25 protein-coding genes and 1 tRNA gene are annotated in these 21877 nt (G+C 36.0%); 20 read left to right on the top strand and 6 right to left on the bottom strand.

The annotated features are described in order from the left end of the window. Position 1 precedes the first annotated feature (1 nt). The 4 genes from paaZ (at position 2) to SCA31_RS18760 (ending at position 4491) form a co-directional block, all read left to right on the top strand. Positions 2–2497 (top strand): phenylacetic acid degradation bifunctional protein PaaZ, encoded by a 2496-nt coding sequence (paaZ, locus tag SCA31_RS18775; protein ID WP_410698562.1) that lies wholly within the window; start codon positions 2–4, stop codon positions 2495–2497. Positions 2498–2676: 179 nt separating this feature from the next. After that, on the top strand, positions 2677–2838 hold the full coding sequence (locus SCA31_RS18770) for a bacteriocin-like protein (protein ID WP_410698561.1): 162 nt from the start codon (positions 2677–2679) through the stop codon (positions 2836–2838). Positions 2839–2996: 158 nt separating this feature from the next. After that, positions 2997–3776 carry a DUF4241 domain-containing protein gene (locus SCA31_RS18765; protein WP_410698560.1) on the top strand — a complete coding sequence of 260 codons (780 nt, stop codon included), beginning with the start codon at positions 2997–2999 and terminating at the stop codon, positions 3774–3776. 10 nt (positions 3777–3786) lie between these two features. Next, positions 3787–4491, top strand: a complete 705-nt coding sequence (locus SCA31_RS18760) for an SMUG2 DNA glycosylase family protein (protein WP_410698559.1) — start codon at positions 3787–3789, stop codon at positions 4489–4491. 65 nt (positions 4492–4556) lie between these two features. Here the strand turns inward: SCA31_RS18760 and SCA31_RS18755 are convergent, their stop codons facing one another. Together SCA31_RS18755 and SCA31_RS18750 are read right to left on the bottom strand one after the other, a co-directional pair. Then, positions 4557–5378 carry a T9SS type A sorting domain-containing protein gene (locus SCA31_RS18755; RefSeq protein ID WP_410698558.1) on the bottom strand — a complete coding sequence of 274 codons (822 nt, stop codon included), beginning with the start codon at positions 5376–5378 and terminating at the stop codon, positions 4557–4559. Between the two features lie 36 nt (positions 5379–5414). Beyond that, positions 5415–5966, bottom strand: coding sequence for a phage tail protein (locus SCA31_RS18750; protein WP_410698557.1), 552 nt, complete (start codon positions 5964–5966; stop codon positions 5415–5417). A 226-nt stretch (positions 5967–6192) separates the two neighbouring features. On the opposite strand from SCA31_RS18750, the gene SCA31_RS18745 reads away from it, so the two are divergent. The 9 genes from SCA31_RS18745 (at position 6193) to SCA31_RS18705 (ending at position 12295) form a co-directional block, all read left to right on the top strand. Then, on the top strand, positions 6193–6957 hold the full coding sequence (locus SCA31_RS18745; protein ID WP_410698556.1) for an enoyl-CoA hydratase/isomerase family protein: 765 nt from the start codon (positions 6193–6195) through the stop codon (positions 6955–6957). A 195-nt stretch (positions 6958–7152) separates the two neighbouring features. Further along, a complete protein-coding gene (locus SCA31_RS18740) occupies positions 7153–7770 on the top strand; it encodes a hypothetical protein (protein WP_410698555.1) in 618 nt (205 codons plus the stop codon). Positions 7771–7842: 72 nt separating this feature from the next. Beyond that, the gene (locus SCA31_RS18735; RefSeq protein ID WP_045492574.1) at positions 7843–8133 is read left to right on the top strand and encodes a winged helix-turn-helix domain-containing protein; all 291 of its coding nucleotides are present in this window, start codon (positions 7843–7845) and stop codon (positions 8131–8133) included. Between the two features lie 70 nt (positions 8134–8203). Beyond that, positions 8204–8497, top strand: a complete 294-nt coding sequence (locus SCA31_RS18730) for a hypothetical protein (RefSeq protein ID WP_410698554.1) — start codon at positions 8204–8206, stop codon at positions 8495–8497. Between the two features lie 11 nt (positions 8498–8508). Then, positions 8509–8994 (top strand): Coq4 family protein, encoded by a 486-nt coding sequence (locus tag SCA31_RS18725; protein WP_410698553.1) that lies wholly within the window; start codon positions 8509–8511, stop codon positions 8992–8994. 46 nt (positions 8995–9040) lie between these two features. Continuing rightward, positions 9041–10411: a DUF4153 domain-containing protein gene (locus SCA31_RS18720; protein WP_410698552.1), complete on the top strand. Its 1371-nt coding sequence runs from the start codon at positions 9041–9043 to the stop codon at positions 10409–10411. Positions 10412–10423: 12 nt separating this feature from the next. Beyond that, the gene (locus tag SCA31_RS18715) at positions 10424–11089 is read left to right on the top strand and encodes a DUF1361 domain-containing protein (RefSeq protein WP_410698551.1); all 666 of its coding nucleotides are present in this window, start codon (positions 10424–10426) and stop codon (positions 11087–11089) included. A gap of 96 nt (positions 11090–11185) precedes the next feature. After that, complete coding sequence (locus SCA31_RS18710) at positions 11186–11725, top strand: hypothetical protein (protein WP_410698550.1); 540 nt, start codon at positions 11186–11188, stop codon at positions 11723–11725. A 57-nt stretch (positions 11726–11782) separates the two neighbouring features. Next, on the top strand, positions 11783–12295 hold the full coding sequence (locus tag SCA31_RS18705; protein ID WP_410698549.1) for a hypothetical protein: 513 nt from the start codon (positions 11783–11785) through the stop codon (positions 12293–12295). A gap of 64 nt (positions 12296–12359) precedes the next feature. On the opposite strand, the gene SCA31_RS18700 is transcribed toward SCA31_RS18705, so the two are convergent. The 4 genes from SCA31_RS18700 to SCA31_RS18685 all read right to left on the bottom strand — a co-directional run bounded on the left by SCA31_RS18700 (position 12360) and on the right by SCA31_RS18685 (position 15764). Next, complete coding sequence (locus SCA31_RS18700; protein ID WP_410698548.1) at positions 12360–14012, bottom strand: S8/S53 family peptidase; 1653 nt, start codon at positions 14010–14012, stop codon at positions 12360–12362. A 236-nt stretch (positions 14013–14248) separates the two neighbouring features. Next, positions 14249–14845, bottom strand: coding sequence for a hypothetical protein (locus tag SCA31_RS18695; protein ID WP_410698547.1), 597 nt, complete (start codon positions 14843–14845; stop codon positions 14249–14251). 12 nt (positions 14846–14857) lie between these two features. Next, positions 14858–15307, bottom strand: coding sequence for a D-aminoacyl-tRNA deacylase (dtd, locus tag SCA31_RS18690; RefSeq protein ID WP_410698546.1), 450 nt, complete (start codon positions 15305–15307; stop codon positions 14858–14860). Between the two features lies 1 nt (position 15308). Further along, positions 15309–15764: a hypothetical protein gene (locus tag SCA31_RS18685; RefSeq protein ID WP_410698545.1), complete on the bottom strand. Its 456-nt coding sequence runs from the start codon at positions 15762–15764 to the stop codon at positions 15309–15311. Positions 15765–15874: 110 nt separating this feature from the next. Between SCA31_RS18685 and greA the strand changes: the two genes are divergently transcribed. The 7 genes from greA (at position 15875) to SCA31_RS18650 (ending at position 21809) form a co-directional block, all read left to right on the top strand. Further along, positions 15875–16345, top strand: coding sequence for a transcription elongation factor GreA (gene greA / locus SCA31_RS18680; RefSeq protein ID WP_076357258.1), 471 nt, complete (start codon positions 15875–15877; stop codon positions 16343–16345). A gap of 57 nt (positions 16346–16402) precedes the next feature. Continuing rightward, complete coding sequence (locus SCA31_RS18675) at positions 16403–16792, top strand: HIT family protein (protein WP_410698544.1); 390 nt, start codon at positions 16403–16405, stop codon at positions 16790–16792. 69 nt (positions 16793–16861) lie between these two features. Then, positions 16862–18049: an ATP-dependent Clp protease ATP-binding subunit ClpX gene (clpX, locus tag SCA31_RS18670; RefSeq protein ID WP_410698543.1), complete on the top strand. Its 1188-nt coding sequence runs from the start codon at positions 16862–16864 to the stop codon at positions 18047–18049. A 75-nt stretch (positions 18050–18124) separates the two neighbouring features. Continuing rightward, the gene (locus tag SCA31_RS18665) at positions 18125–20101 is read left to right on the top strand and encodes a T9SS type A sorting domain-containing protein (protein WP_410698542.1); all 1977 of its coding nucleotides are present in this window, start codon (positions 18125–18127) and stop codon (positions 20099–20101) included. A gap of 8 nt (positions 20102–20109) precedes the next feature. Continuing rightward, positions 20110–20334, top strand: coding sequence for a signal peptidase (locus SCA31_RS18660; protein ID WP_076357252.1), 225 nt, complete (start codon positions 20110–20112; stop codon positions 20332–20334). Positions 20335–20395: 61 nt separating this feature from the next. Then, positions 20396–21688, top strand: coding sequence for a TlpA family protein disulfide reductase (locus tag SCA31_RS18655; protein WP_410698541.1), 1293 nt, complete (start codon positions 20396–20398; stop codon positions 21686–21688). Positions 21689–21735: 47 nt separating this feature from the next. Next, positions 21736–21809: transfer RNA gene (locus tag SCA31_RS18650), tRNA-Met, on the top strand. The last annotated feature ends 68 nt before the right edge of the window (positions 21810–21877 follow it).

The following is a 21877-nucleotide window of genomic DNA, read 5'->3' as shown; positions in this document are numbered from 1 at the left end:
TATGGAAAAACTAAAAAACTATATCTACGGAGAATGGGTAGAGGGAGCCGGAGAAGGTATTCCTTTATACAATGCCGTAACAGGAGAACAGGTAGCCGTTTCTGATACAGAGGGACTAAACTTTGAACAGGCTCTAGATTATGGTAGGACTGTAGGATACAAAAACCTTTCTTCAATGACGTTCTATGATCGTGGAGAAATGTTGAAAAAGGTAGCGCTTTACTTACTGGAAAGAAAGAAAAAATACTACGAATTATCTTATAAAACAGGGGCTACACATGTTGATTCATGGGTGGATATTGAAGGAGGTTTCGGAACTTTCTTTACCTATTCAGGGTTGGCGAAGAGAATGCTTCCTAATACCCCGTTTTGGGTAGATGGCGATACTCAGAAGATTTCTGCAAACGGAACTCATTTGGGAACTCATATTTTAACACCAAGTGAGGGGGTTTCTGTACAGATTAATGCCTACAACTTTCCTGTTTGGGGAATGTTAGAAAAGTTATCCACATCATTGTTAGCAGGAGTACCATCTATTGTAAAACCATCACCTTTTGGTTCTTACCTTACCAATGTGGTATTTCAGGATATGATTGAAAGTGGAGTATTACCTGAAGGTGCTGTACAACTGGTATGCGGAGAACCTGGAAATATTCTGGATTATGTTCAGGATGGAGACTCTGTTTTGTTTACAGGTTCTGCCACTACAGGGAGAAAATTAAAATCTCTTCCATCCGTTGCAGGAAATGCAGTTCGTTTCAATATGGAAGCAGATTCCCTGAACTGTTCAATCCTTGGATTAGAGGCAAAACCGGGAACCCCCGAATTTGATCTATTTATCAAGGAAGTACGTAACGAAATGACTACAAAAGCCGGCCAGAAATGTACGGCGATCAGAAGAATTATTGTTCCGGAACATTTAATTGGTGATGTTCAGAGTGCTTTATCAAAGGCTTTAGACCAAACAAAAATAGGAAACCCATTAAGCAGAGAAACAAGAATGGGATCTTTGGTGGGAAGACAGCAGTATGAAGAGGTTTTAAGAAAAGTAAACATTTTAAAATCAGAAACAGAGCTTGTATATGATGGGAAACATGAACTTGTAGATGCATCCTATGAAAACGGAGCATTTATGAGTCCGAAATTATTTCTGAATGATAAGCCTTTCGAAAAAAATATCTCTCACGATGTAGAAGCTTTTGGGCCGGTATCTACATTAATGCCTTACAAAGATGCTGAAGAGGCAGCTGCTTTGGCAAAAAGAGGAAAAGGAAGCTTGGTAGGATCCATTATTTCTCATGACGAAAACTTTATTGCAGAAACATCATGGAAAATGGCTTCCCAACACGGAAGAATCTATGTATTGAACAGAGACAATGCTAAGGAAAGCACAGGACATGGTTCGCCCCTTCCGACATTAATGCACGGAGGACCTGGTAGAGCAGGAGGTGGAGAAGAAATGGGCGGTTTAAGTGGTCTGCATTTCTTCCTGCAAAAAACAGCTATTCAGGGATCACCGGATGTACTGAAGGCAATTACCAAAGTCTATCAGCAAGGGGCAGAGAAGAAATTCTCAGACAAACACCCTTTCCAGAAATACTTTGAAGAAGTTGAAGTAGGAGACTCTTTAGAAACAGCAGGAAGAACCGTTACTGATGCAGATATCGTGAATTTCTCCAATGTTTCATGGGATCATTTCTACGCTCATACCGATGCGACAAGCTTAACGGGAACGATCTTCGATAAAACGGTTGCTCACGGATACTTTATTCTTTCAGCAGCAGCAGGATTATTTGTTTCCGGTAAAAAAGGACCTGTTATTGCTAATTACGGATTAGAAGAGTGTAGTTTCTTTAAGCCGGTATATGCAGGTGATACCATTACGGTTTATCTGACGGCAAAAGAGAAAATCAACAGAGGAGTAAAGGGAAGAAATATCCCGTCAGGAGTTGTAAAATGGCTGGTTGAGGTTGTAAACCAAAGAGATGAGGTGGTTTGTGTAGCTACTATCTTGACATTGGTGGCAAAGCAATCTCCCTTCATTGATCTGAATGTGAAGAATGTTCAAAAGATCCTAAACGGATTAACGGAAAAGACTCCTGCATTATGGGGTAAAATGTCTCCACAGCAAATGATCGAACACCTTGAACAAGGAGTATTGGTAAGTTTGGGAGAACCGGAAGCAGAGAAATGCTTCACTCCGGAAGAGAATATCGAAAAATATCAGGACTCTCTTTACAACCACAGAAAGATGCCAAAAGATTTTATTGCACCGTTTTTACCACAGGATGGTTCACTTCCGGAACCTATACACAAGAATCTGGATGCTGCAAAGCAATCATTCATTGATAATCTGAAGAGATTTGTGGTGTATTACAAAGAAAATCCACAGGCAGAACACCTGAATTTTGTATTCGGAAAACTGAACAAGGAAATGTGGGAACTGATGCACAAAAAGCATTTTACCCATCATTTTGAACAGTTTGGATTAATTTAATTCAAAATAAAATATAACAAAGCAGCATTTTAGAAATAATTTGCTGCTTTGTTATAGGATGGAATAGGAACTTTCAGCATATCAATTATTTATAAGGATTTTAATTAAAAAAACATTAACTTTAATAGGCGAAATCCGAAAAGCATATAGAGTAGGAGAGAATATCAAAACTGATTACTATGAAAAACTTAAAAAAACTTTCAAGAAATGAATTGAGATCTCTTAAAGGAGGCGGCCCAATCTGGTCTTGTACTCCTCATTCTTGTCCTCCGGGAGTCTGTTGTATCCCCGGAAGATGGCCAGACCTAGCAGCTGCATGTGTTATATGTGCTAGTTCTTAACGTACCCAATGTTAAATATAAACAATACATAAAGCAGCATTTCATCAGATGTGCTGCTTTGTTTTAATAATCTTTTGTTAAAACCTTCAGCTATATTTGACTGCTTTATATTTATTCATTACTTTCAGGCTTGAAATCAATTCAAAAAATATTGAACAATGAATGACAACTGGATGCAAAAATGGGAAGAAGTAAAAAACATTCTTATATCTCCTGTAGATATTGAAACGTATTTTACTTCAGAGGAAATTATGGATCAGAAGATGGAGGTCATGGAAATAGGAAATGTTTCCCTGCCATCAGGAAAAGTAATTGTAAGAGATCCGCTCGTGTATTTAAATACAAAGGAGAAACCCTATTTTGTGGATGTTCCTAAAGGAAATTTTCCGGTGACAATTGCCGTGGTAAAGCTGGAGGACTGGGGTGATCGATATGCAGCTGTAAAAGTAGAATTTACAAAAGAAAAACCAGCTATCTACAGAGAAGCATTAATCGGAATAGAAGAACTTGACGGCACCAATGAAGGTGAATTTTTTGGATTTACGGTAGATGCCGGTTTAGCATGTGTTGCAGATCCGGAAGTAGTGCCTTATGTAGAAAAATTTATCTCAGAGCTTGATGTAGATAATATTTATGATGATTATTTTGCAGAACTATTTGCAGAAAACTATAAAAAAAATCCGGCAAATCAAAGAGATCCGGGGGATTGGATCAATTGGACAGTCCCCAATACAGAATATAAGATTCCCATATTTGCAAGTGGAATAGGGGATGGGATATATCCGGTTTACTTTGCTTATGATGAGCAGGACAACATATGTGGACTTTATATTCACTTTATCGATATAGAATTGGAACTATCCGAAGAGGAAGAATATGATGAAGAGGAAGACGACGATTCTTCAGATCAACCCGATAATTTTGTTTTTCTAAAATAAGGATACACCTATGAATAAAATTTTTGCAGATCAGGTGATTACTTTTAATGAAAATCTGAGCTATTCGGGAGACCTTCCCGATGGTTTTGAGGTGTTAAATCCTTATCTGGATAATCCTGAAACGCTGGAGGTTATGCAAAAGTTTTATGACAAATATTATAATGACTCCAACAAAAGAAAATTCATCATTGGAATTAATCCCAGTCGTCATGGTGCAGGAGTTACAGGCGTTCCGTTTACCGATACCAAAAGGCTGGAAAGCGTCTGTGGAATAAAAATGAAGTCGGCCCATACCCATGAAGTTTCCTCAGTTTTTATGTATGACATGATTGAAGATTATGGGGGTGCAGACCTATTTTACAAAGACATGTATATCAATTCACCATTTCCGCTTGCTATTGTAAGAAAAACAAAGAATGGCTGGCTCAATGCCAATTATTATGATGATAAAGAATTGTTTGCAGCAGTAAAGGATTTTATGATAGATTCCTTAAAGAAACATATCAGCCTGAATCTTGATACTTCAGAGGTCTTTATTTTGGGTAAAAAGAATGCTGAATTTATTTCAAAACTCAATACGGAAGCAAAATTATTTGATAGCATGACTGTATTGGAACATCCCAGATATATTCAGCAATATAAGTCGAAAGAAAAGCAACTGTATATAGACAAATATATTATAGCATTAAAAACAAAACCCTTAAACATCAGTTAAGGGTTTTGCCATTTATGAATTAGAATCTTTATGGGGAACAAGCACTTATGTGTGATTTCTTGATATTAGTTTTTAATAACTTTAGTAGATTCAGTAGGTGTTTTGATGTAATAAACTCCTTTTGGAAATTCTGAAACATCAATTGTATTAATACCTTTCTGGGTTTGAATGCTTTTCAATAGTTTACCATCCTGACTATAAATTTTAGCTTCTGTACCTTTCTCCGTTGATAAAGAAAGTGGACCGCTGGTTGGATTAGGGTAGATAGTAAGACCTTTTTGAGAAACTTTGGTTTCAGATGTACCCAGTACAACACCGCTGTCTTTAACCCAAGTGAAAGCATCGAGGCCAACATATTTGAACGCTCCGCCTACAGTAATACGAAGCTCATCAATAATAATGTTTGAGTAATTCTGACCATTTAAATTGGTTAGGTCAATCAATGTATAACCGTTTGTTGGAGCTATACCTGTTGCGAACCCACTCGTTTTTGTTTGAGTAAATTTAGTGACTCCATTCAGCCTTCCGGTTATAGTAACAGAACCTTGCACATTGAGGTCGAGTTCCAGTGTAGAAAGAAACATCCAGAATCTGTTTACCTTAAATAAATTAGAGGTTGTTTTTATACTGAAAGATGGTGGGAAATCAGTATTGTTGGAATTATCAATGTAACGATTGTCAATATTATTCCCATTCCAGCCTGTTCCTGGGAAGTTACCCTGGATGTCAAAAACACTTACATGGGAAATGATATTAAAAATTACCCCATTATCGGTGAAACTTGTACTTCCGTTTGATTCTGTTTCAAATTGCTCTGAACTCGTCTGCCCAAATGAAAAAATTGAAATGAGCAGACTACAAATTGTAAAAATAGTAGTGCTTTTCATGATTTTTTTGTTTTAAATATTAGATTATTGTATATCTTAATCCCTCGGAGGATAAATCCCCTCAATACAGATGATGTAATTTAATCCTAGGTAAGGAGGCATATTATTTACAGGTAAATTTTGTCCGACAAATGCAATACTTTGGCCATTAATAACCGTATCAGGATTTGCATTATTTACAAAACTTGGGACAACATTGAAATCTCTTCCAACTTGTGTTCCTGTTATAGCAATTGAAGATGCGGCGGCCGGAGTTGAAGAGTTAGCGTTTTTGTTAGCCACTTTAAGTTGAAAACCAGCTCCAATGCTTGGAAGGTTCGTTGCCAAAATAGTGTTCTGAGTTGTTCCTGCTACAATTCCTAATGGATAGTTTTCACCTGAAGATACAGCGCCTGCTCCCAAAGCCATTTTTCCTTTAAGGTTGGGAAGAGCGAATGTTGTTCTTCCATCACCACCATAGGTAGTTCCTAAAATAGAAAATACTGCTGAATAGTTAGCAATACTAAGTAGCCTTCCATCGCAGAACATCCATCCTCTTGGTGCAAAATTTCCTGCAAATAGCTTAATGATTCCAATGTATTCGTCCATAGTAAATAGTTTTTAACCTTTAATTGTTTATTTCTTAGTCCAAAGGAACAATTAATAGGAAAGCGGGACTAGAGTAGAAAATACCAAATTAAATACTCCGTATTTCTACGTAGAGACTATTCATATAAATTATAAATGGGATAGATTTTACATGGAATTTCTATTCTTTTAGTTTCTTCGAACGCGCTGTATTTAGTATTTTTGTAAGAATCCAATAAATATAAAAATGAACGAATTCGTAGCATCAGTAATTAAAAATAATATTGCCGAAATTACTTTCGGAACCCCAAAAAGTAACGCTCTCCCAGGAGCAATTTTAGAAAAACTGGCTCAAACTATTTTGGAAGAAGGGGCTAAAGATGAGGTAAAAGCTATTTTAGTAAAAAGCGAGGGCGAAAAAGCGTTCTGTGCAGGAGCTAGCTTTGATGAGCTTCTGGCCATTGAAGAATTGGAAACTTCTACAAAGTTTTTTGGTGGTTTTGCAAAAGTTCTTAATGCGATGAGAAATTGCGGAAAGATAGTTGTAGTAAGAGTTCAAGGAAAAACTACAGGAGGTGGAGTAGGTATTGCATGCGGTGCTGATTACTGCTTTGCAACAAAAGATTCGGCATTAGCACTTACAGAGATTAATCTGGGTATAGGACCTTTTGTAATCGGGCCTTATGTAGAAAGAAAAATCGGGAAATCACAATTCTCTGCTATGGCTATTGATGCAGACTTCAGATCTGCTGAATGGGCAGAACAGCATAATGTTTACCATTCCGTTTCAGACAATATTCAGGAAATGGATGAAAAACTGGAGAAATTCTTACAGACATTGGCTTCAAGAAGCAGTGATGCATTAGCATTAATCAAAAAAGTTTCCTGGGAAGGAACGGATCATTTTAATGAATTGATGCCGGCAAGAATTCATATGAGTGCAAGCCTTATTCTGGAAGATTCTGCAAAGAAGAACATCGGAGCTATTAAAGAAAGACTGAGAGCAAAATAATAAGAAGATTATATAGAATATTCAGCCGCTGATTTGCTCAGCGGCTTTTTTGTGAGTATGAAACAAGGAAGTGTGCCTTAAATACTGGCTTTATAGATGCTTTTTCTGAAGCAAATAAACCAATAGTATAAATATTTAAAAAAAATATTTGGTGATTAAAAAAAAATCATAACTTTGTAATTCAAAGTTCTTTTTATGGATTCGAAAAATTATCACGAAGATTTATCCCATATCCGTTCCATGATGGAGCGGTCTTCCAGATTTATTTCTTTGAGCGGATTGTCCGGAGTTGCAGCCGGAGTGGTTGCACTTTTGGGTGCCGGATACGCATATTATGCAATGGAGAGTAAGAAAGTGAGCTATATAAACGGAGCCAGACTTACTTTTACTCCTGATTTAGTTCAGGAACTGGTACTGGCAGGGCTTATAGTTTTGATAATGGCTGTTTTTTGCGGATATATTTTTACAGCCAATAAAAGTAAAAAGAAAGGGTTGAAGATTTGGGATTCCACTACCAAGCGGCTTTTGGTTACCTTTGCAGTTCCGTTAGCAGCCGGGGGAATCTTCTGTTCAGCACTTATTTTCCACCATCTAATAGTATGGATTGCTCCCACAACATTGGTTTTCTATGGATTAGGCTTGATAAGCGCTGAAAGATATACATTACCGGATGTAAAATATCTGGGATATTGTGAAGTCACTCTAGGATTATTTTCCCTGTTTTTTCTAGGATGGGGGCTTGTATTTTGGGCAGTCGGTTTTGGTGTTTTACACATCGTTTACGGATTGATCATGCACAAAAAATATAAATAAAAATTAACTTTGCAGTTCTTTAGGTTCTATTCTCAGTAATCTATTCCTAATAACTGCTACCTATTACTTATTATGATTAAGATCAGTCAACTCAATAAAGAATTTGAAAGCCGTGTAAGATTGGGCATTATGTCCGTTCTTATGGTCAATGACTGGGTTGATTTTTCTGAAATGAAAGGATTACTGGAAATTACAGATGGTAATTTAGCCAGTCATAGCAATGCCTTGGAGAAAGTTGGATATATTGAAGTAAAGAAAGAATTTGTAGGGAAGAAGCCCAAAACATCTTATCGAGTCACCCAAAGCGGTAGGCAGGCATTTACCGATCATTTGGATGCGTTGGAAAAATTATTGGGACGATAGTCCTATATTTTTTTGAAAATTTACTTTGTAATTCAAAGTTCTTTGTTTAAAAATAAAATGATTATATAGTATGAAAGATCAGAAAATTATTAACATCAGTAAATCCGTGTTCGGAGTTTGCTTTTCAACAGGGAGTATTTGCCTTTTGGGGGGGCTCATAACCGGACAGGATACGTTTGCTATTGGGGGGTATCTGTTGCTTATTTTTGGAACACCACTAAACTTATTGTTTGTATTGGGATTCTTAATCTATGGTTGGGTGTACAAGTCTAGCCTTAAGGCTTGTATAAAGGCTATAAGTATTCTTTGCATCAATATCCCCATTGCCATTATTTATACGATAATAGGATTGAATATCATCTAAATAAATACACTATGAAAAAAATACGCGTTCAGTTTCTGCTTTTTGTGTATGATAAAACTCAAAAATTATACAGAAAATATTTTAAAAAGAAAAAAAGACAATGGCAGTTCAATGAAAGACAGCTGCTGGAATTTCAGGAAGACTCATTGGGAAGAAAGCTTGGTGAATTTTATCATAAGCATGGATTCTCAATGATTCCGAAGATGGAAAACCACGATGTTCATCATTTGATTACCGGTTGTGGTACTAACTTCGAAGATGAAATTGCCATGCAATATCTCTTGCTGGGAAACGGGAAGCTTAATGCGCATCTCTTAGCAGCTGTCGTTTTGGGAACATTTATTTTACCTGAGTATGCTAAAATTTATATCAATGCATACAGAAAAGGGCAGAACATGAGAGCGTTTCACCAGTGGGATTTTGAGGGCTTGCTATGGCAGAACTTTGATCATCTGAAAGACTTTATTCAACAGAAAGATATCGTTGTGCTCCATTAAAATATCCCTATGGAAAATTTTTGTTAATCTCTTAATTCTTTAAAACATGAAAACACATCACTATATATTTCTTACAACAGCCCTATTTGTCATTCTGTTCTATGATCAGGATCTAGGGCTGAATCTTGGGATCCTCGGAATTCTGTATGCGGTTTTGACCTTTTTTAAAACAATTGAAAAAAATAAAACCAGAATATTCTATATTCTTACAGCTACAAGTATCCTCTCAAGTATAGCTTTTGCATGGTATGGAGACTTTCCATCCTTTCTGGCAGTGGCAAGCTCACTTCTTTTGCTTGCCTATAAATCGAAAAACAGAAGAATGAAGATCCTTTTTCTTATTCCTGTCTTTATGGTGAACTGCTGTACTTCCATCTGCAGGATCTTTATGCTGGATGATTGGCTTCCCAAAGGAAATGTTTCGGGGCTGTGGCAAAAAATTATGGCTTTCGTACTGATTCCTTTACTGCTTTTATCCGTCTTCTTTGGGATTTATGCCGCAGGAAGTGAGCATTTTGCAGCCTTGTTTACAGATTATGAACTTGACCTTAATCTTTGGCAGGTATTCTGTCTTACTGTTTTAGGATTCTTCATTGCCTTTAATTATTGGAACCACGCTGTTGAAAAGCTCATCTATAAAAACAATCATTTTCTGGATAATGACTTTCAAAAAGAGGTTCAGACTCCAAAGGCAACCTACTCATTTCTTGATCTTGATGCGGAAAGAATAAGTGGAGTGGTATCTTTCTTTTCACTAAATATTTTATTGATCTTCTTCATCGCTACCTATAATTACGAGCAGTTTTATGAAGGTTCCAAAACACCGGTTCAGTTATCTGAGGAAACCCATGAAAGGGTAAATGCCGTGATCCTGTCCATAGTAATGGCGATTTTGGTAATCATGTTCTACTTTAAATCAGGCTTTAATTTTGATCCTAAGGCTAGCCTGATGAAAATATTAGCCAAGATCTGGATCTTCCTTAATGCGGTTTTGATAGTATCCGCAGCTGTGAAAAACTATGAATATATTGTTCATTATGCCTTTACTTATAAAAGACTTGGTGTATTTGCCTTTCTGCTTCTATCCTTAATTGGACTTGGTCTTACATTTATTAAAATTCAAAGGAGAAAACGCAATGCATTTCTTTTCAATACGATGGTGTGGTATTTTTATACAATTATTTTAGTGTGTAGCTATATCAATTGGGGTGGTTTTATTACTTCTCAGAACATGAAACGTAAAGACTTTGCGGTTAATTACCATTTGGGTTCTGTCAACTTTAGCGAGAAAAGCCTTTTAAGATATGCAGAAGAAAAGAAAGATCAAAAGCTTAAAAATAATCTGCAGGATAAGATTAAAAGCGAAAAGGCAAAGACTTTTCTTTCAAAGGTTGGGTATTATGAAACCATCAAATAATAGCAATGCACTATGAAAAACTTAATCGAATCCCAAAGAGTTAAAGTGAATATTCTGCTTATATTCATGACCTTATTTTGCTTCAGTCTCTCTATCTTTAGATATTATATCAGTGACACAAAAGTGTTTTTCTTTCTTAACTGGAATTTGTTTCTGGCATGGATTCCTCTGTTGCTGAGCTCTCTTGTTTTAGCATTTAATATTAAAGGTAAACTATCCCTCGCTCTTATTATTATAGTCTGGGTTTTGTTTTTTCCCAATTCACCCTATATTCTTACCGATCTTTTTCATTTAAAGGCAAGAAATACCATTCCTATCTGGTATGATCTGATGGTAATACTTTCCTATGCATGGACGGGGTTGATTTGTGGCTTTATAAGTCTTGGTGATATTGAAAAACTTCTCTCCAGTTATAGCAAGGATAGAACGATAAACGGGATAGTGGTAATCTTTCTTTTTATGAGCAGTTTTGGAGTCTATCTGGGAAGATTTCTGAGGTGGAACAGTTGGGATGTTCTCAATAATCCTTTTGGTCTTTTCAATGATATTGTTGTAAGGTTTATCTATCCTTTGGAATACACAAAAACTTGGGGTGTAACCCTTTTAATGGGAATAATGCTCAATTTTATGTATTTTACATTTAAACTGGCTAAAAATAATAGTGGAAAGACTGTATAAACCAAAAAAATGAGACCTTCAAAAAGAGTTGGAACAATTTTCGCACTTAAAAGGACTTAACAGAATGCTGTATCCACATTCTTAAAATTAATTATTATGAAAAAAAGCTTATTGTTAATTCCATTGATTATCATTTCATGTAAAAAGGATCCTGCGGTGACAGATGTATCCCAAAAGGATTCTGCGGTGGTAACAGAACTGCCGGATTCTGTTTATAAGACAGATTCTGCAGTATTGAGAACAAGAGATTCAATTATTAACAATGCTCCTGCTACCAAGGAAGTTTTACGTAAAGGAGTGATGAGAAATGAAAAAGAGGGACAAATTGTAAGAACTGCAGACGCTTCCCAACTTCCGTTTACATTGGGTGAAGAATTTACAAAAGATGATCAGGAGCTTGTTTTAAAGCTAACTAATTTTGATCAGTCTACTATAAAAGCAAAAATTTCAACTAAAGAAAAAGACTTTAACATCAGGTTCAATCAGATTAAACTTCCCAGCGGAAACTACGATGGGCCTTTCGGAAGAGACATTACTTATGAAGTTCCCGGAAAAGGAGAGGTTTGGTTGATAATCGGGAAAAGTAATATGGCTTCGGGAAATACCAAAGGCCACTTTACAGTAAGTGTAGAGTAAGATTACCCAATTTGGTACAATTTCTGCAAACTATACTCAAAGTTTAAATTTAATATTATGAAAAATATAGTTCTAACAGCAATGGCCGCTTCAGCTGTACTTGTAAGTTGCGGAACCGTACAGTCGCTGGTTCAGAATACGTTTCCATACACAGCAAATGTTTTAGTTTCCACAGGGGTACCAGCTGACAAGGAAGTTTCTTCTACAGCTACTGCCACCAATGTTCAAACATGGTTTGGAGGAAATAATAATGCAAAAATCAAGGATGTGAGAATTTCTGAGGCTAAGATCTCTGTAGCTTCTCCATCAGGAGGAAATTTGAGCGCATTTAAGTCCGTTAAAATTTATGTTTCATCTAATGGAACAGGAGAAAGGCTGATCGCATCGCGTTCCAATATGTCCAATAATTCTGCTAGCCTGAATCTGGATTTGAATGATACCGGATTTTTGGATGAAATTGTAAAAAGCTCAGGATTAACTGTAAGAACTGTTTATGAACTGAAAAATCAAACAACTTCAGACATGAACATTAAAGTAGCCCTTAACTTCAGCAGCGTTCCTGCGAAGTAATTTTATAAATGTTTATTAAGAGAAAACACCTTTCAGCATGCTGAAAGGTGTTTTTTTGTTTATACTATAGTTTTGTGAATTTTTCAACCACCCTTCTTTGTCCCTCATTAATATTGATGATGTACTGACCTGCCGGCAGATGAGAAATATTAATCTTTTCATCTGACGAAACAGTGCTTTTTATAACCGATCTTCCATACATATTGAAGATTTCAATATCCAGTTTTTTATTTTCAGTATTTTGAATGGCAATAGAGCTGCTGGCCGGATTCGGATAGATTTTTACCTCTAGTGGAGCTAGTGTTTTAACAGGAGTAGCGAATTTACTTTCCAATTGTAGTATAGCATTCTTTACATTCGGAAGCGGACCTATCTTTTTATTCACATCTGTACCCCCCTGAGGAATTCCTGTAGAAACCAAAAGATTTTTCATGGCAGCCGGACTTAAGTATTGTCCCGTAGTCTGACGGTAAAAAGACTGAAGCAATACTGCAGCAGAAGCTACCGTAGGAGTTGCAGAGCTCGTTCCGCTGAAATAATTGTAAGTTCTGTTGTTATCATTGTCATACTTCTGGTAAGAACCATATCCTGCTGCCAAAACACTGCTTCCCCATCCCTGTACATCAACTCTGCTTCCAAATGTACTGAAGCTTTGTTTAGAATGGGTGGTATTAGGAGTTCCTGCCCCTACAATGATTGCACCGCTATTCCCTCTTGCTCTATAGGCAGCATAAAAAGGATCATCCAGATCCTGGTTTCCATTACCTGCTGCTGCAACAATAATAATCCCTGAATCTGTAGCCGCTTTGGTAAGATCCCAAATCACGCTGTCATACTCTGCAGGGCAATACTGGCCGTCTTTTCCACCTGTTTGCATTTCATACAAAATGATGTCACCGGACTGAGATGCATTGATGGATCTGCTTACGGCTGCTGCTCTGTTGTAACCAACAGTTGTCCATTCCATATATCCCTTTATTTCTGAAGCATTATACACAGCGCCTGTAAGTCCGATATTATCTTTTACAGATCCTAAAATACTTACTACAGCTGTTCCGTGATCTCTATAGTTGTTATTTGATAATCCTGAATTAGGAGTGTATCCAGGTTCCAATTGTATAGAATTTTGGTTAGACAGCATTTCATGAGTTTTGTAAAAACCATATTCCACATCACGGATTCTAATGTTTTGTCCTGTAATTCCTCGTGACCATGCATACTTTGCATTGATTCCTGGGTTGTCATTCAGGTAAGTTTGCAGGCTTTCAAGATCGGGAGTTGCTACAAACATATTAACCACAGGAGGTTCAATAGGTGTACCGCTCATTACAGATACATATTCTATTTCAGGGAATCTTTCCAAAGTTTGAATAAGCTTTTGGGCTGTTTCATTATTCTGTAAAGGTAGATTCGCTTTAAATATTCTTTTCAGTTTTTGAACAGACTCTCCGGAATTCCCATTCATCTTACTGCTTTCCATCATTTCATTAATTTTTTTGTCGCTGAACCCAAGGTCATAGGTAAATGAAATTCCATTTTCCCGGGCAAATTTTTCCAGATCCGAATTTTTGCTGAATGCTGCCTTTTCAGATTCAATGTCCTTGGAAAAACATACATAAATTACATCACTTTGATGATTACGGTCAGAGTGCACTTGACCAAAAGAAAGGAAGAAACAAAACACTAACAGTGTAAAAATTTTAAATCTTGTTTTCATAATATTTTTGTTAAATGGTTGAGAATAAGTTTGGATAATCTCAAAATTAATAATAAAATAAAAACAAATCACGTTTTTGTGAATTTATTTTCAATTCTTGTGTTTTAGCGTTTCCCAGACGATTTATTTGATTTTAAGAAAAATATAGGAACAGATTATAGGGATTTTATGGCAAAAAAATACCTTTCAACATCATTGAAAGGTATTCTTAGATTTAGAAAAAAAGAAATGTGATCTTATAAATCATCAAACCAATCTTCATTATTTTTATGATAGAAAATCTTCTTTTTATTCAATATCTGATATTCAATTCCCATACTGTCCTTACTGACACTAACGAGTTTTGCTTTTTGGATTGGTTTTTTATTTGCCATTGCCGGACTGTCTGGCGTGAGTTCGAAGATCCCTTCAATAATTTTTTTATAATGGGTTGTATAGATTGGCTTTTCAAGGATTCCTTCCCTTTTATACACCGTAACCTGTGGCTTGGATAAAGCACCGGGGCGGCCACTTTCAATCCTGTAAACATCATCCAGCTGAATTCGCTGATAATTGTCGAAAGTTGAAAAATAATTCACAATCATAAAAAAAGGAATCATCATAGGTAAAATACTCAAAACGATACCCAATACCAAAAGACTAAAGTAAACCTTAATTACTTTTTTCTTCCAAAACCAAATGATGATAAAGACAGTCATTACCAACCAAACCCAGTTGATAATTTTATCGGTATAATATCCGGAATAACTGTATTTATTAAAGTTTAAAACAATTTCACTCAGGAAAATTAAGGTAATAATCAGGTAAGCAATTACTATATTTCGGTTCTTCATTTATCCTTTAAATTAGTTTTTTGTAATTGAATCCATAACAATAGTGACAGGCCCGTCATTAATTAAGGAAACTTTCATATCTGCCCCGAAAACTCCACTTTCAGTCTTTAATCCTGATGTTGCAATTTCTGCTTTAAAGTAATCAAACAACGGGATAGCTTTATCCGGTTTGGCCGCTTTGATGAAAGAGGGACGGTTGCCTTTTTTGTAATCTGCAATCAAAGTAAACTGGCTGATACACAGGATCTCTCCTGAAATATCCTTTACCGAAAGATTGAGTTTGTCATCTGCATCACCAAAGATTCTGAGATTTATTACTTTTTGTACCAGCCAGTCTGCATCTGTCTTTTCATCATTCTCATCAATGCCTACCAGCAGCATTAAGCCTTTGCCAATTTCACCAACTATTTTTCCGTCTACCTTTACACTGGCTTCTGAGACTCTTTGTATAACGATTTTCATTTTAGTAATAAATATTTAAAACCTTGGTTACAGGATCGAAGTTATAAGGATATGTTTTAGGAGGAAGAGATGTTTTGGAACCCGACTGAGGCTCACCGGTTCTTAAGATCCATCTTGTATTGTCCTTGGGACATAAAATTGCAATATTGTCTTTTACCTCCAGGGTTGTATCATTGTCAGGACATAGATGAGGTGCATTTCTATCATAGACTTTGAATCCGTTCCCCACACGTACAACGATAAGACCTCTTGTTCCTGCCTGTTGTTCGTTCACATAAACCCAGCCATTATCATAGTTCAGAGCATTGTATGCAGGGAGGTTCAGATTAAGCGTAACGTTGATAGGGTTGTTGGGAAAGCAGCTCACTGTATCTTCTCTACTTCCACATGAATTTACGGATAAATTACTGAAAATCAATAAAATAAAAATAGATAATATCGAAAAAGTTTTTTTCATTTCAATTTAAATTTTTATATATTTGTAAAAATTAAACGATTATAACACGTAAAACATTGTCCGGCAAATGTCGGATTATTTTTTTATACTAAAACTAAATTTTGAAAATTATGGCAAGCTATGTAACAAAGGAGGGCCTAGAGAAAATGAAAGCTGAGCTGGAACAGTTGGAAACTGTGGAGAGACCAAAAATCACTCAGCAGATCGCAGAGGCAAGAGACAAAGGAGATTTGTCTGAAAATGCAGAATACGATGCGGCTAAAGAGGCTCAGGGAATGCTTGAAATGAGAATTTCTAAGCTGAAAGATGTTATCTCAACTTCTAAAATTATAGACGAAAGCCAATTAGATACTTCAAAAGTTTCAATCTTAACAACAGTGAAACTTAAAAACAATGCGACTAAACAAGAGCAGGTATTTAAATTGGTACCGGATAACGAAAGTGACCTTAAAACAGGGAAAATTTCTGTAAACACACCGATCGCAAAAGGTCTGTTAGGAAAAGCTATTGGCGAAACTGCGGAAATTACTTTACCAAACGGTAATAAGCTTTCATTCGAAGTATTAGACATCTCTCTATAGTCTGATACACACCTTTTATTTCTAACTTCTAATATATAACCTCTAACTATCTGATCCATGAGCACTATATTCACAAAAATCATCAATGGCGAAATTCCCTCCTATACAATTGCAGAGGATGAAAACTTTATCGCATTTTTAGATGCAATGCCTTTGGTGGAAGGACATACCTTAGTAGTTCCAAAAAAAGAAGTGGATTTGATTTTTGATCTTGAAAGTGAAGAATACAAAAATCTTTGGGGATTTACCCAAGAGGTTGCCAAGAAGATCAAAACTGCAATTCCATGTGTAAGAGTAGGAGTAGCGGTTGTAGGACTTGAAGTTCCTCATGCCCACATTCACCTTATTCCTTTAAATAAGGTAGAGGACATGAACTTTAGAAATGAAAGATTAAAATTAACGAACGAAGAATATACAGAGATTCAAAACTCAATTATTAATTCTTAAAACAAAGAAAATCGTAAAAAAGAAATTTTTTACGATTTTCTTTAACATATACATATATTATTATCTCATATGAATTCAAACCAGTGTTCTTTCTGCGGTAGAAAAAGAAGTGAAGTACAGATGTTGATTTCCGGGCAGAACGGTTTTATTTGTGAAAATTGTATAGAGCAGGCACATACTATTGTTAAAGATAGCGCGTCCAAATCAGGATATTCACCTGCAGACAATATGGAAGATCTTAAAAAACCAAAAGAAATCAAGGTATTTCTGGACCAATATGTTATTGGTCAGGACCAAGCAAAGAAACAGCTTTCAATTGCTGTATATAACCATTATAAAAGATTGCTTCATGCCCAGGATGAAAACAGGGAAGTAGAGCTTGAAAAATCGAATATCATCATGATAGGAGAGACCGGGACCGGAAAAACCCTGTTGGCAAAAACTATCGCCAGAGAGCTTAATGTTCCTTTCTGTATTGTGGATGCAACTATTTTAACAGAGGCCGGCTATGTAGGGGAAGATGTTGAAAGTATTCTTTCAAGACTATTAATGGTCGCAGACTATGATGTAGAAAAGGCAGAAAAAGGAATTGTCTTTATTGATGAAATTGATAAAATTGCCAGAAAATCTGATAACCCAAGCATTACAAGAGATGTTTCCGGAGAAGGAGTACAGCAGGGATTACTGAAATTATTGGAGGGGAGCATTGTAAACGTTCCGCCACAGGGAGGAAGAAAGCATCCTGACCAAAAGTATATTCAGGTAAATACTCAAAATATTCTGTTTATTGCAGGTGGTGCTTTTGATGGAATCAAGGAAATCATCGAAAGAAGGATGAATAAGCAGGCGATTGGTTTCAGTTCTGAAAAGATCAATAAGACAGATGAAGAAGAATATGTATTAACAAATATTAATGCCGTCGATCTTCGTTCTTTTGGATTAATTCCCGAACTTTTAGGAAGATTTCCAATCATTACTTATCTTGATAAACTCACGAAAGAGACGTTGGTGAGAATTATGAAAGAGCCTAAAAACTCAATCGTGAATCAATTTGTGGAACTTTTCAAAATGGATGGCACAGATTTGGTTATTACAGACGGTGCAATTGAAAGAATTGTAGAAGAAACCATCGAAAAAGGATTAGGAGCGAGAGGTCTAAGAGGGACCACAGAGAAGGTTTTGGAAGACTATATGTTTTCAATCGGAGAGGAAAAAGAAATTGTATTAACAGAAGATAATATTTTGATTAATAGATAAAAATGTTTTTTTTTTAAAGAAAAAAATAATACCTTTGCGGGTGAAGATTGTATTAACACACAAATAATTTATACAATGAGAAAAAGTTTATTTGCTATAGGTCTTTTAGCAATTAGTTACTCTGTTCAGGCGCAGGTACTATGTCATGTTGACACTAATGCTAATATGTATGTGAGCGAAGGCACCCTAGTTTATAGCGGTGGTGGTGTACAAACAAGAGGTAATGGCCTTTTGGACGTACATGGAAATATCATGGTTGTAGGATCTGGTACAGATGCTTTTAAAACAATCGATGCTGGCGGGGCTGATAAAACCGATGGCGGAAACATTGTTTTAAGATTAAATACCCCTGCTACTTATGCTAGTTCCACGTACGGTCAGTTGTATATCGATGGATTATCCCAGTCCAATATTACAGGTGTCGTAAGTAAAGAATACCTTGTTGATAAACATGGTACAGGTAATTACTTCCAACAAATTGCCCTTCCTTTCTATGGAAAGGCTTACAGTTCATTATCAACAGAATTAGGTAAAACATTTGGAACTGTAAGAGATATCCAAAACACGGCTAGTGTAAATAATGATTTGATCTTACAGTGGAATAACCTCCAGGCTAAATCTGATCATGTTACAAGTTTGGCAAGTACAACAAGCAATGGTACGGGATATTATATGTTAGGTTCTAGAAATAATAACCTAAACTTAAATACGCCGCCGGTATCTGCTTCTGTATACACGTTAAACGGAAAGCCGTATGCAGCTTTTACTGTTCCGGTAACTTTACAGAATGGAGGAAATGTATATTTCGGTCCTAATGGTAATGGAGCAAACAGTTATGGGGAAGCTTATAACTCTTACCTTCAAGACCAGTTTGATCTTCCTAATGGAGAATGGAACCCAACGTATGGTAAAAATATCTACCAATTTGGAAACCCGTTCTTCACAAACCTAGATCTTTCTAAGATTGGTTTTGTTGAAAATGGAACAGTTACAGATGGTAATCATATTACCAATATCATGGGTATTGAATATACAGCAGGAAATGTTGTTACTCAAGCTAATGGATATACCTATACTACAGGTGCATTAAAGCAAACATTTAATTTAGATGGAACTCCTGTTGGAGATATTGGATTACTTATTAAACCAATGCAGCCATTTATTATAAAGCTTAGAGATAACTCATCGCAGACCCTGAACTTTAACACTCTTAGAAGATTTAAGGATGTAGTGAGAGCTAATGGAACTGACTATAATGTAACTGCTGCTAGAATTAGCAACAAGTCAAATAGTTCAAGTGTTAAACAGCTTGGGGTTATTGGTCTTGATGCAAACGGTAACGAAATTGGAAGAACCTATTATGTAGTTTCTCCTACAGCAACTACAGGACACCAGATTTCTATTGCAACTACAGTGCAGGCAGCTGCAAGTCCATCCAATCCGATTGGAACATTTGAAGAAGCTTTAAATGGAGGGTACGATCCTAACTACAACGCTAAATATTGGTTATATATTAATGAAGCCAGCGAAAGTAATTTTGTAGGAAAAGACGTATTACTATATAACTTTGATTATAGTAAGCCAGATAAAAAAATTGTTTCCTACAAATTTGAAATTAGAGAAAATGCTGAGATGATTCCAGCTGGAGTACATAACTTGTCTTCAGGAATTGGATTCTTTTATAAGGCATCTAACGGTACAGTACAAGAAGCAAAACAGGGAGATGTTATTCCTGTAAGTTCAAAGTCATATAATTTATATTATGGAGCGCCTGACAGAGGTTCTCTTGCTACTAAGGAAACAGAAACGCTTTCCAGAACGATGGTTGTTTACAACCCTGCAATTAGTAATTATATAGTTAGATTTGATCCAGATTGGAGAAAAGCAGATATTGAAGTTTATGATATGAGTGGTAAGCTTATTATCTCTAAAAAATCAGTTGATGCATCTAGGGATTTCGTAATTGAACTTAACGGTTCAGTGAAGAGTTCTTACATTGTAAAAGTGGTTTCGGATAAAGGAGTAATAGTTAACACCAAAATCTTAAAATAAAAATTAATATGAAAACTATAAATAAACTAGTATTTGCGTTTTTTCTCTTTGCTACATTTTTAGCAAAAGCAGATATAGATGATATGCCAGTTCCAGGTGGAGGAGGTACCGGAGGACACGGTACCGGAGGAGCACCATCATCACCAATTGATATGTACGTATATTTACTTTCTATTGTAGCATTTGCATTCATTGCATATTATACAAAAAAGTATAAAAGCGTAAAAGCATAAAATTTTATTAAAATAATATCAAACTCTCTGATTAGTCAGAGAGTTTTTTTATTTTTACTCTATGAAAAAGGTTTATACACTATCTGCAGTTTTAGCTGCATTTGCTCTGCAGGCTCAGTTTACAGTTACAGTTCAGGCCTCCGCAGATTTTAAAGATCAGGATGCTATTCTATATACATTAAGCGGGTCAAAAGATATTATTGTTACTAAAGAACAAAGTAAGAACAATACATGGACCTTTAAATATCCGAATAACTATATGGGGATGATGAAAGTTTATTTCCCCGGAACCAATAATACGGTTAGCTTTATTTCTGAAAATAAGAATGTAAATCTTAAGCTTGAAACTCAAAATAATAAAGTTAAGGAGATCGTCTACCTGGATGAAGCGAACGATCTGATGAGCAAGCAGCAAGAAGGTTCACAAAAAAAAGAACTTATTCTGCCGGCTCTAGCTCAGATTAAAGAATACTATAAAGATAATACAGACTTTGGAAAAGCATTGAAACTGGAGATTGACAGACTTTCAGGGAAAGCAGGTTCAATTGATGCCGTAAAGCATCCATTTATTTCTTATTACAATACTAATTACAGCAAGTTTCTTTCTGCACCTGTGGATTCTGCTAAAAAGGTAGATCAGGAGGAAATTATTAACTTCCTGGATAAGTCCAATGATATGCTGGAAAGTTCATCGTTGCTGAGACCTGTATTGGTGGCCTATTTGAACTCTGGAGGCAATGCTAATATTGGTGCTTCAGTGGATAAGCTTTTAGATCGTTTAAAGGTAGAAACGCCAAGAGGGCAGACTGTATTGTCCGAACTTATTGACATCTTTGATGTATATGACATGGATGAGTTTAAAAATAAATATTTAAGCCAGGCAAAGAATCTGAAATGTACCATTAATGACAGGCTTGCCACTACATTAAAGTCTAATGCAAATGTGGAAATGGGAGCTGTTTTTCCTAATTATAAATTCCAGTCAGCGACTAACACTACTGCTAAATCACTTCATGATATAAAAGCAGATAAAAAGGTTATTATTTTCTGGTCATCTACATGTTCACATTGTGAAAGTGAGCTTCCGAAGCTATTGGAAAAATACAATGATTTAAAGACAAAGAATATACAGGTTATTGCTTTCTCTTTAGATGTTGACAAAAACTCTTATACCAACAAGATTGCAGCCTTTCCTTGGATCAATGATTCAGAATTGAGAGGATGGAACAGTAATTATGTAGATACCTACAATATTCATGCAACACCTACGTATTTTATTTTAGATGCTAACAATAAGATAATCAGCAAACCAGATCATGTTGGTGATGTTTTAGAATATTTTAAGTTAAAATAATTTTGGAGGTAAAGAAATATTTTCTATATTTGCACCACCAAAAAGGAGGCGAGGTAGCTCAGTCGGTTAGAGCGCAGGATTCATAACCCTGAGGTCACGGGTTCAATTCCCGTCTTCGCTACAACAAACCGCAATCATTACTAATGATTGCGGTTTTTATTTTTTATAAGGTCTCTCTTTTCTCTCACT

Source organism: Chryseobacterium sp. SIMBA_028, from assembly GCF_046535285.1.
Lineage (GTDB): Bacteria > Bacteroidota > Bacteroidia > Flavobacteriales > Weeksellaceae > Chryseobacterium.
Note: the sequence above shows the minus strand (reverse complement) of the source record. Positions and strands in the feature narration are given on the sequence as shown.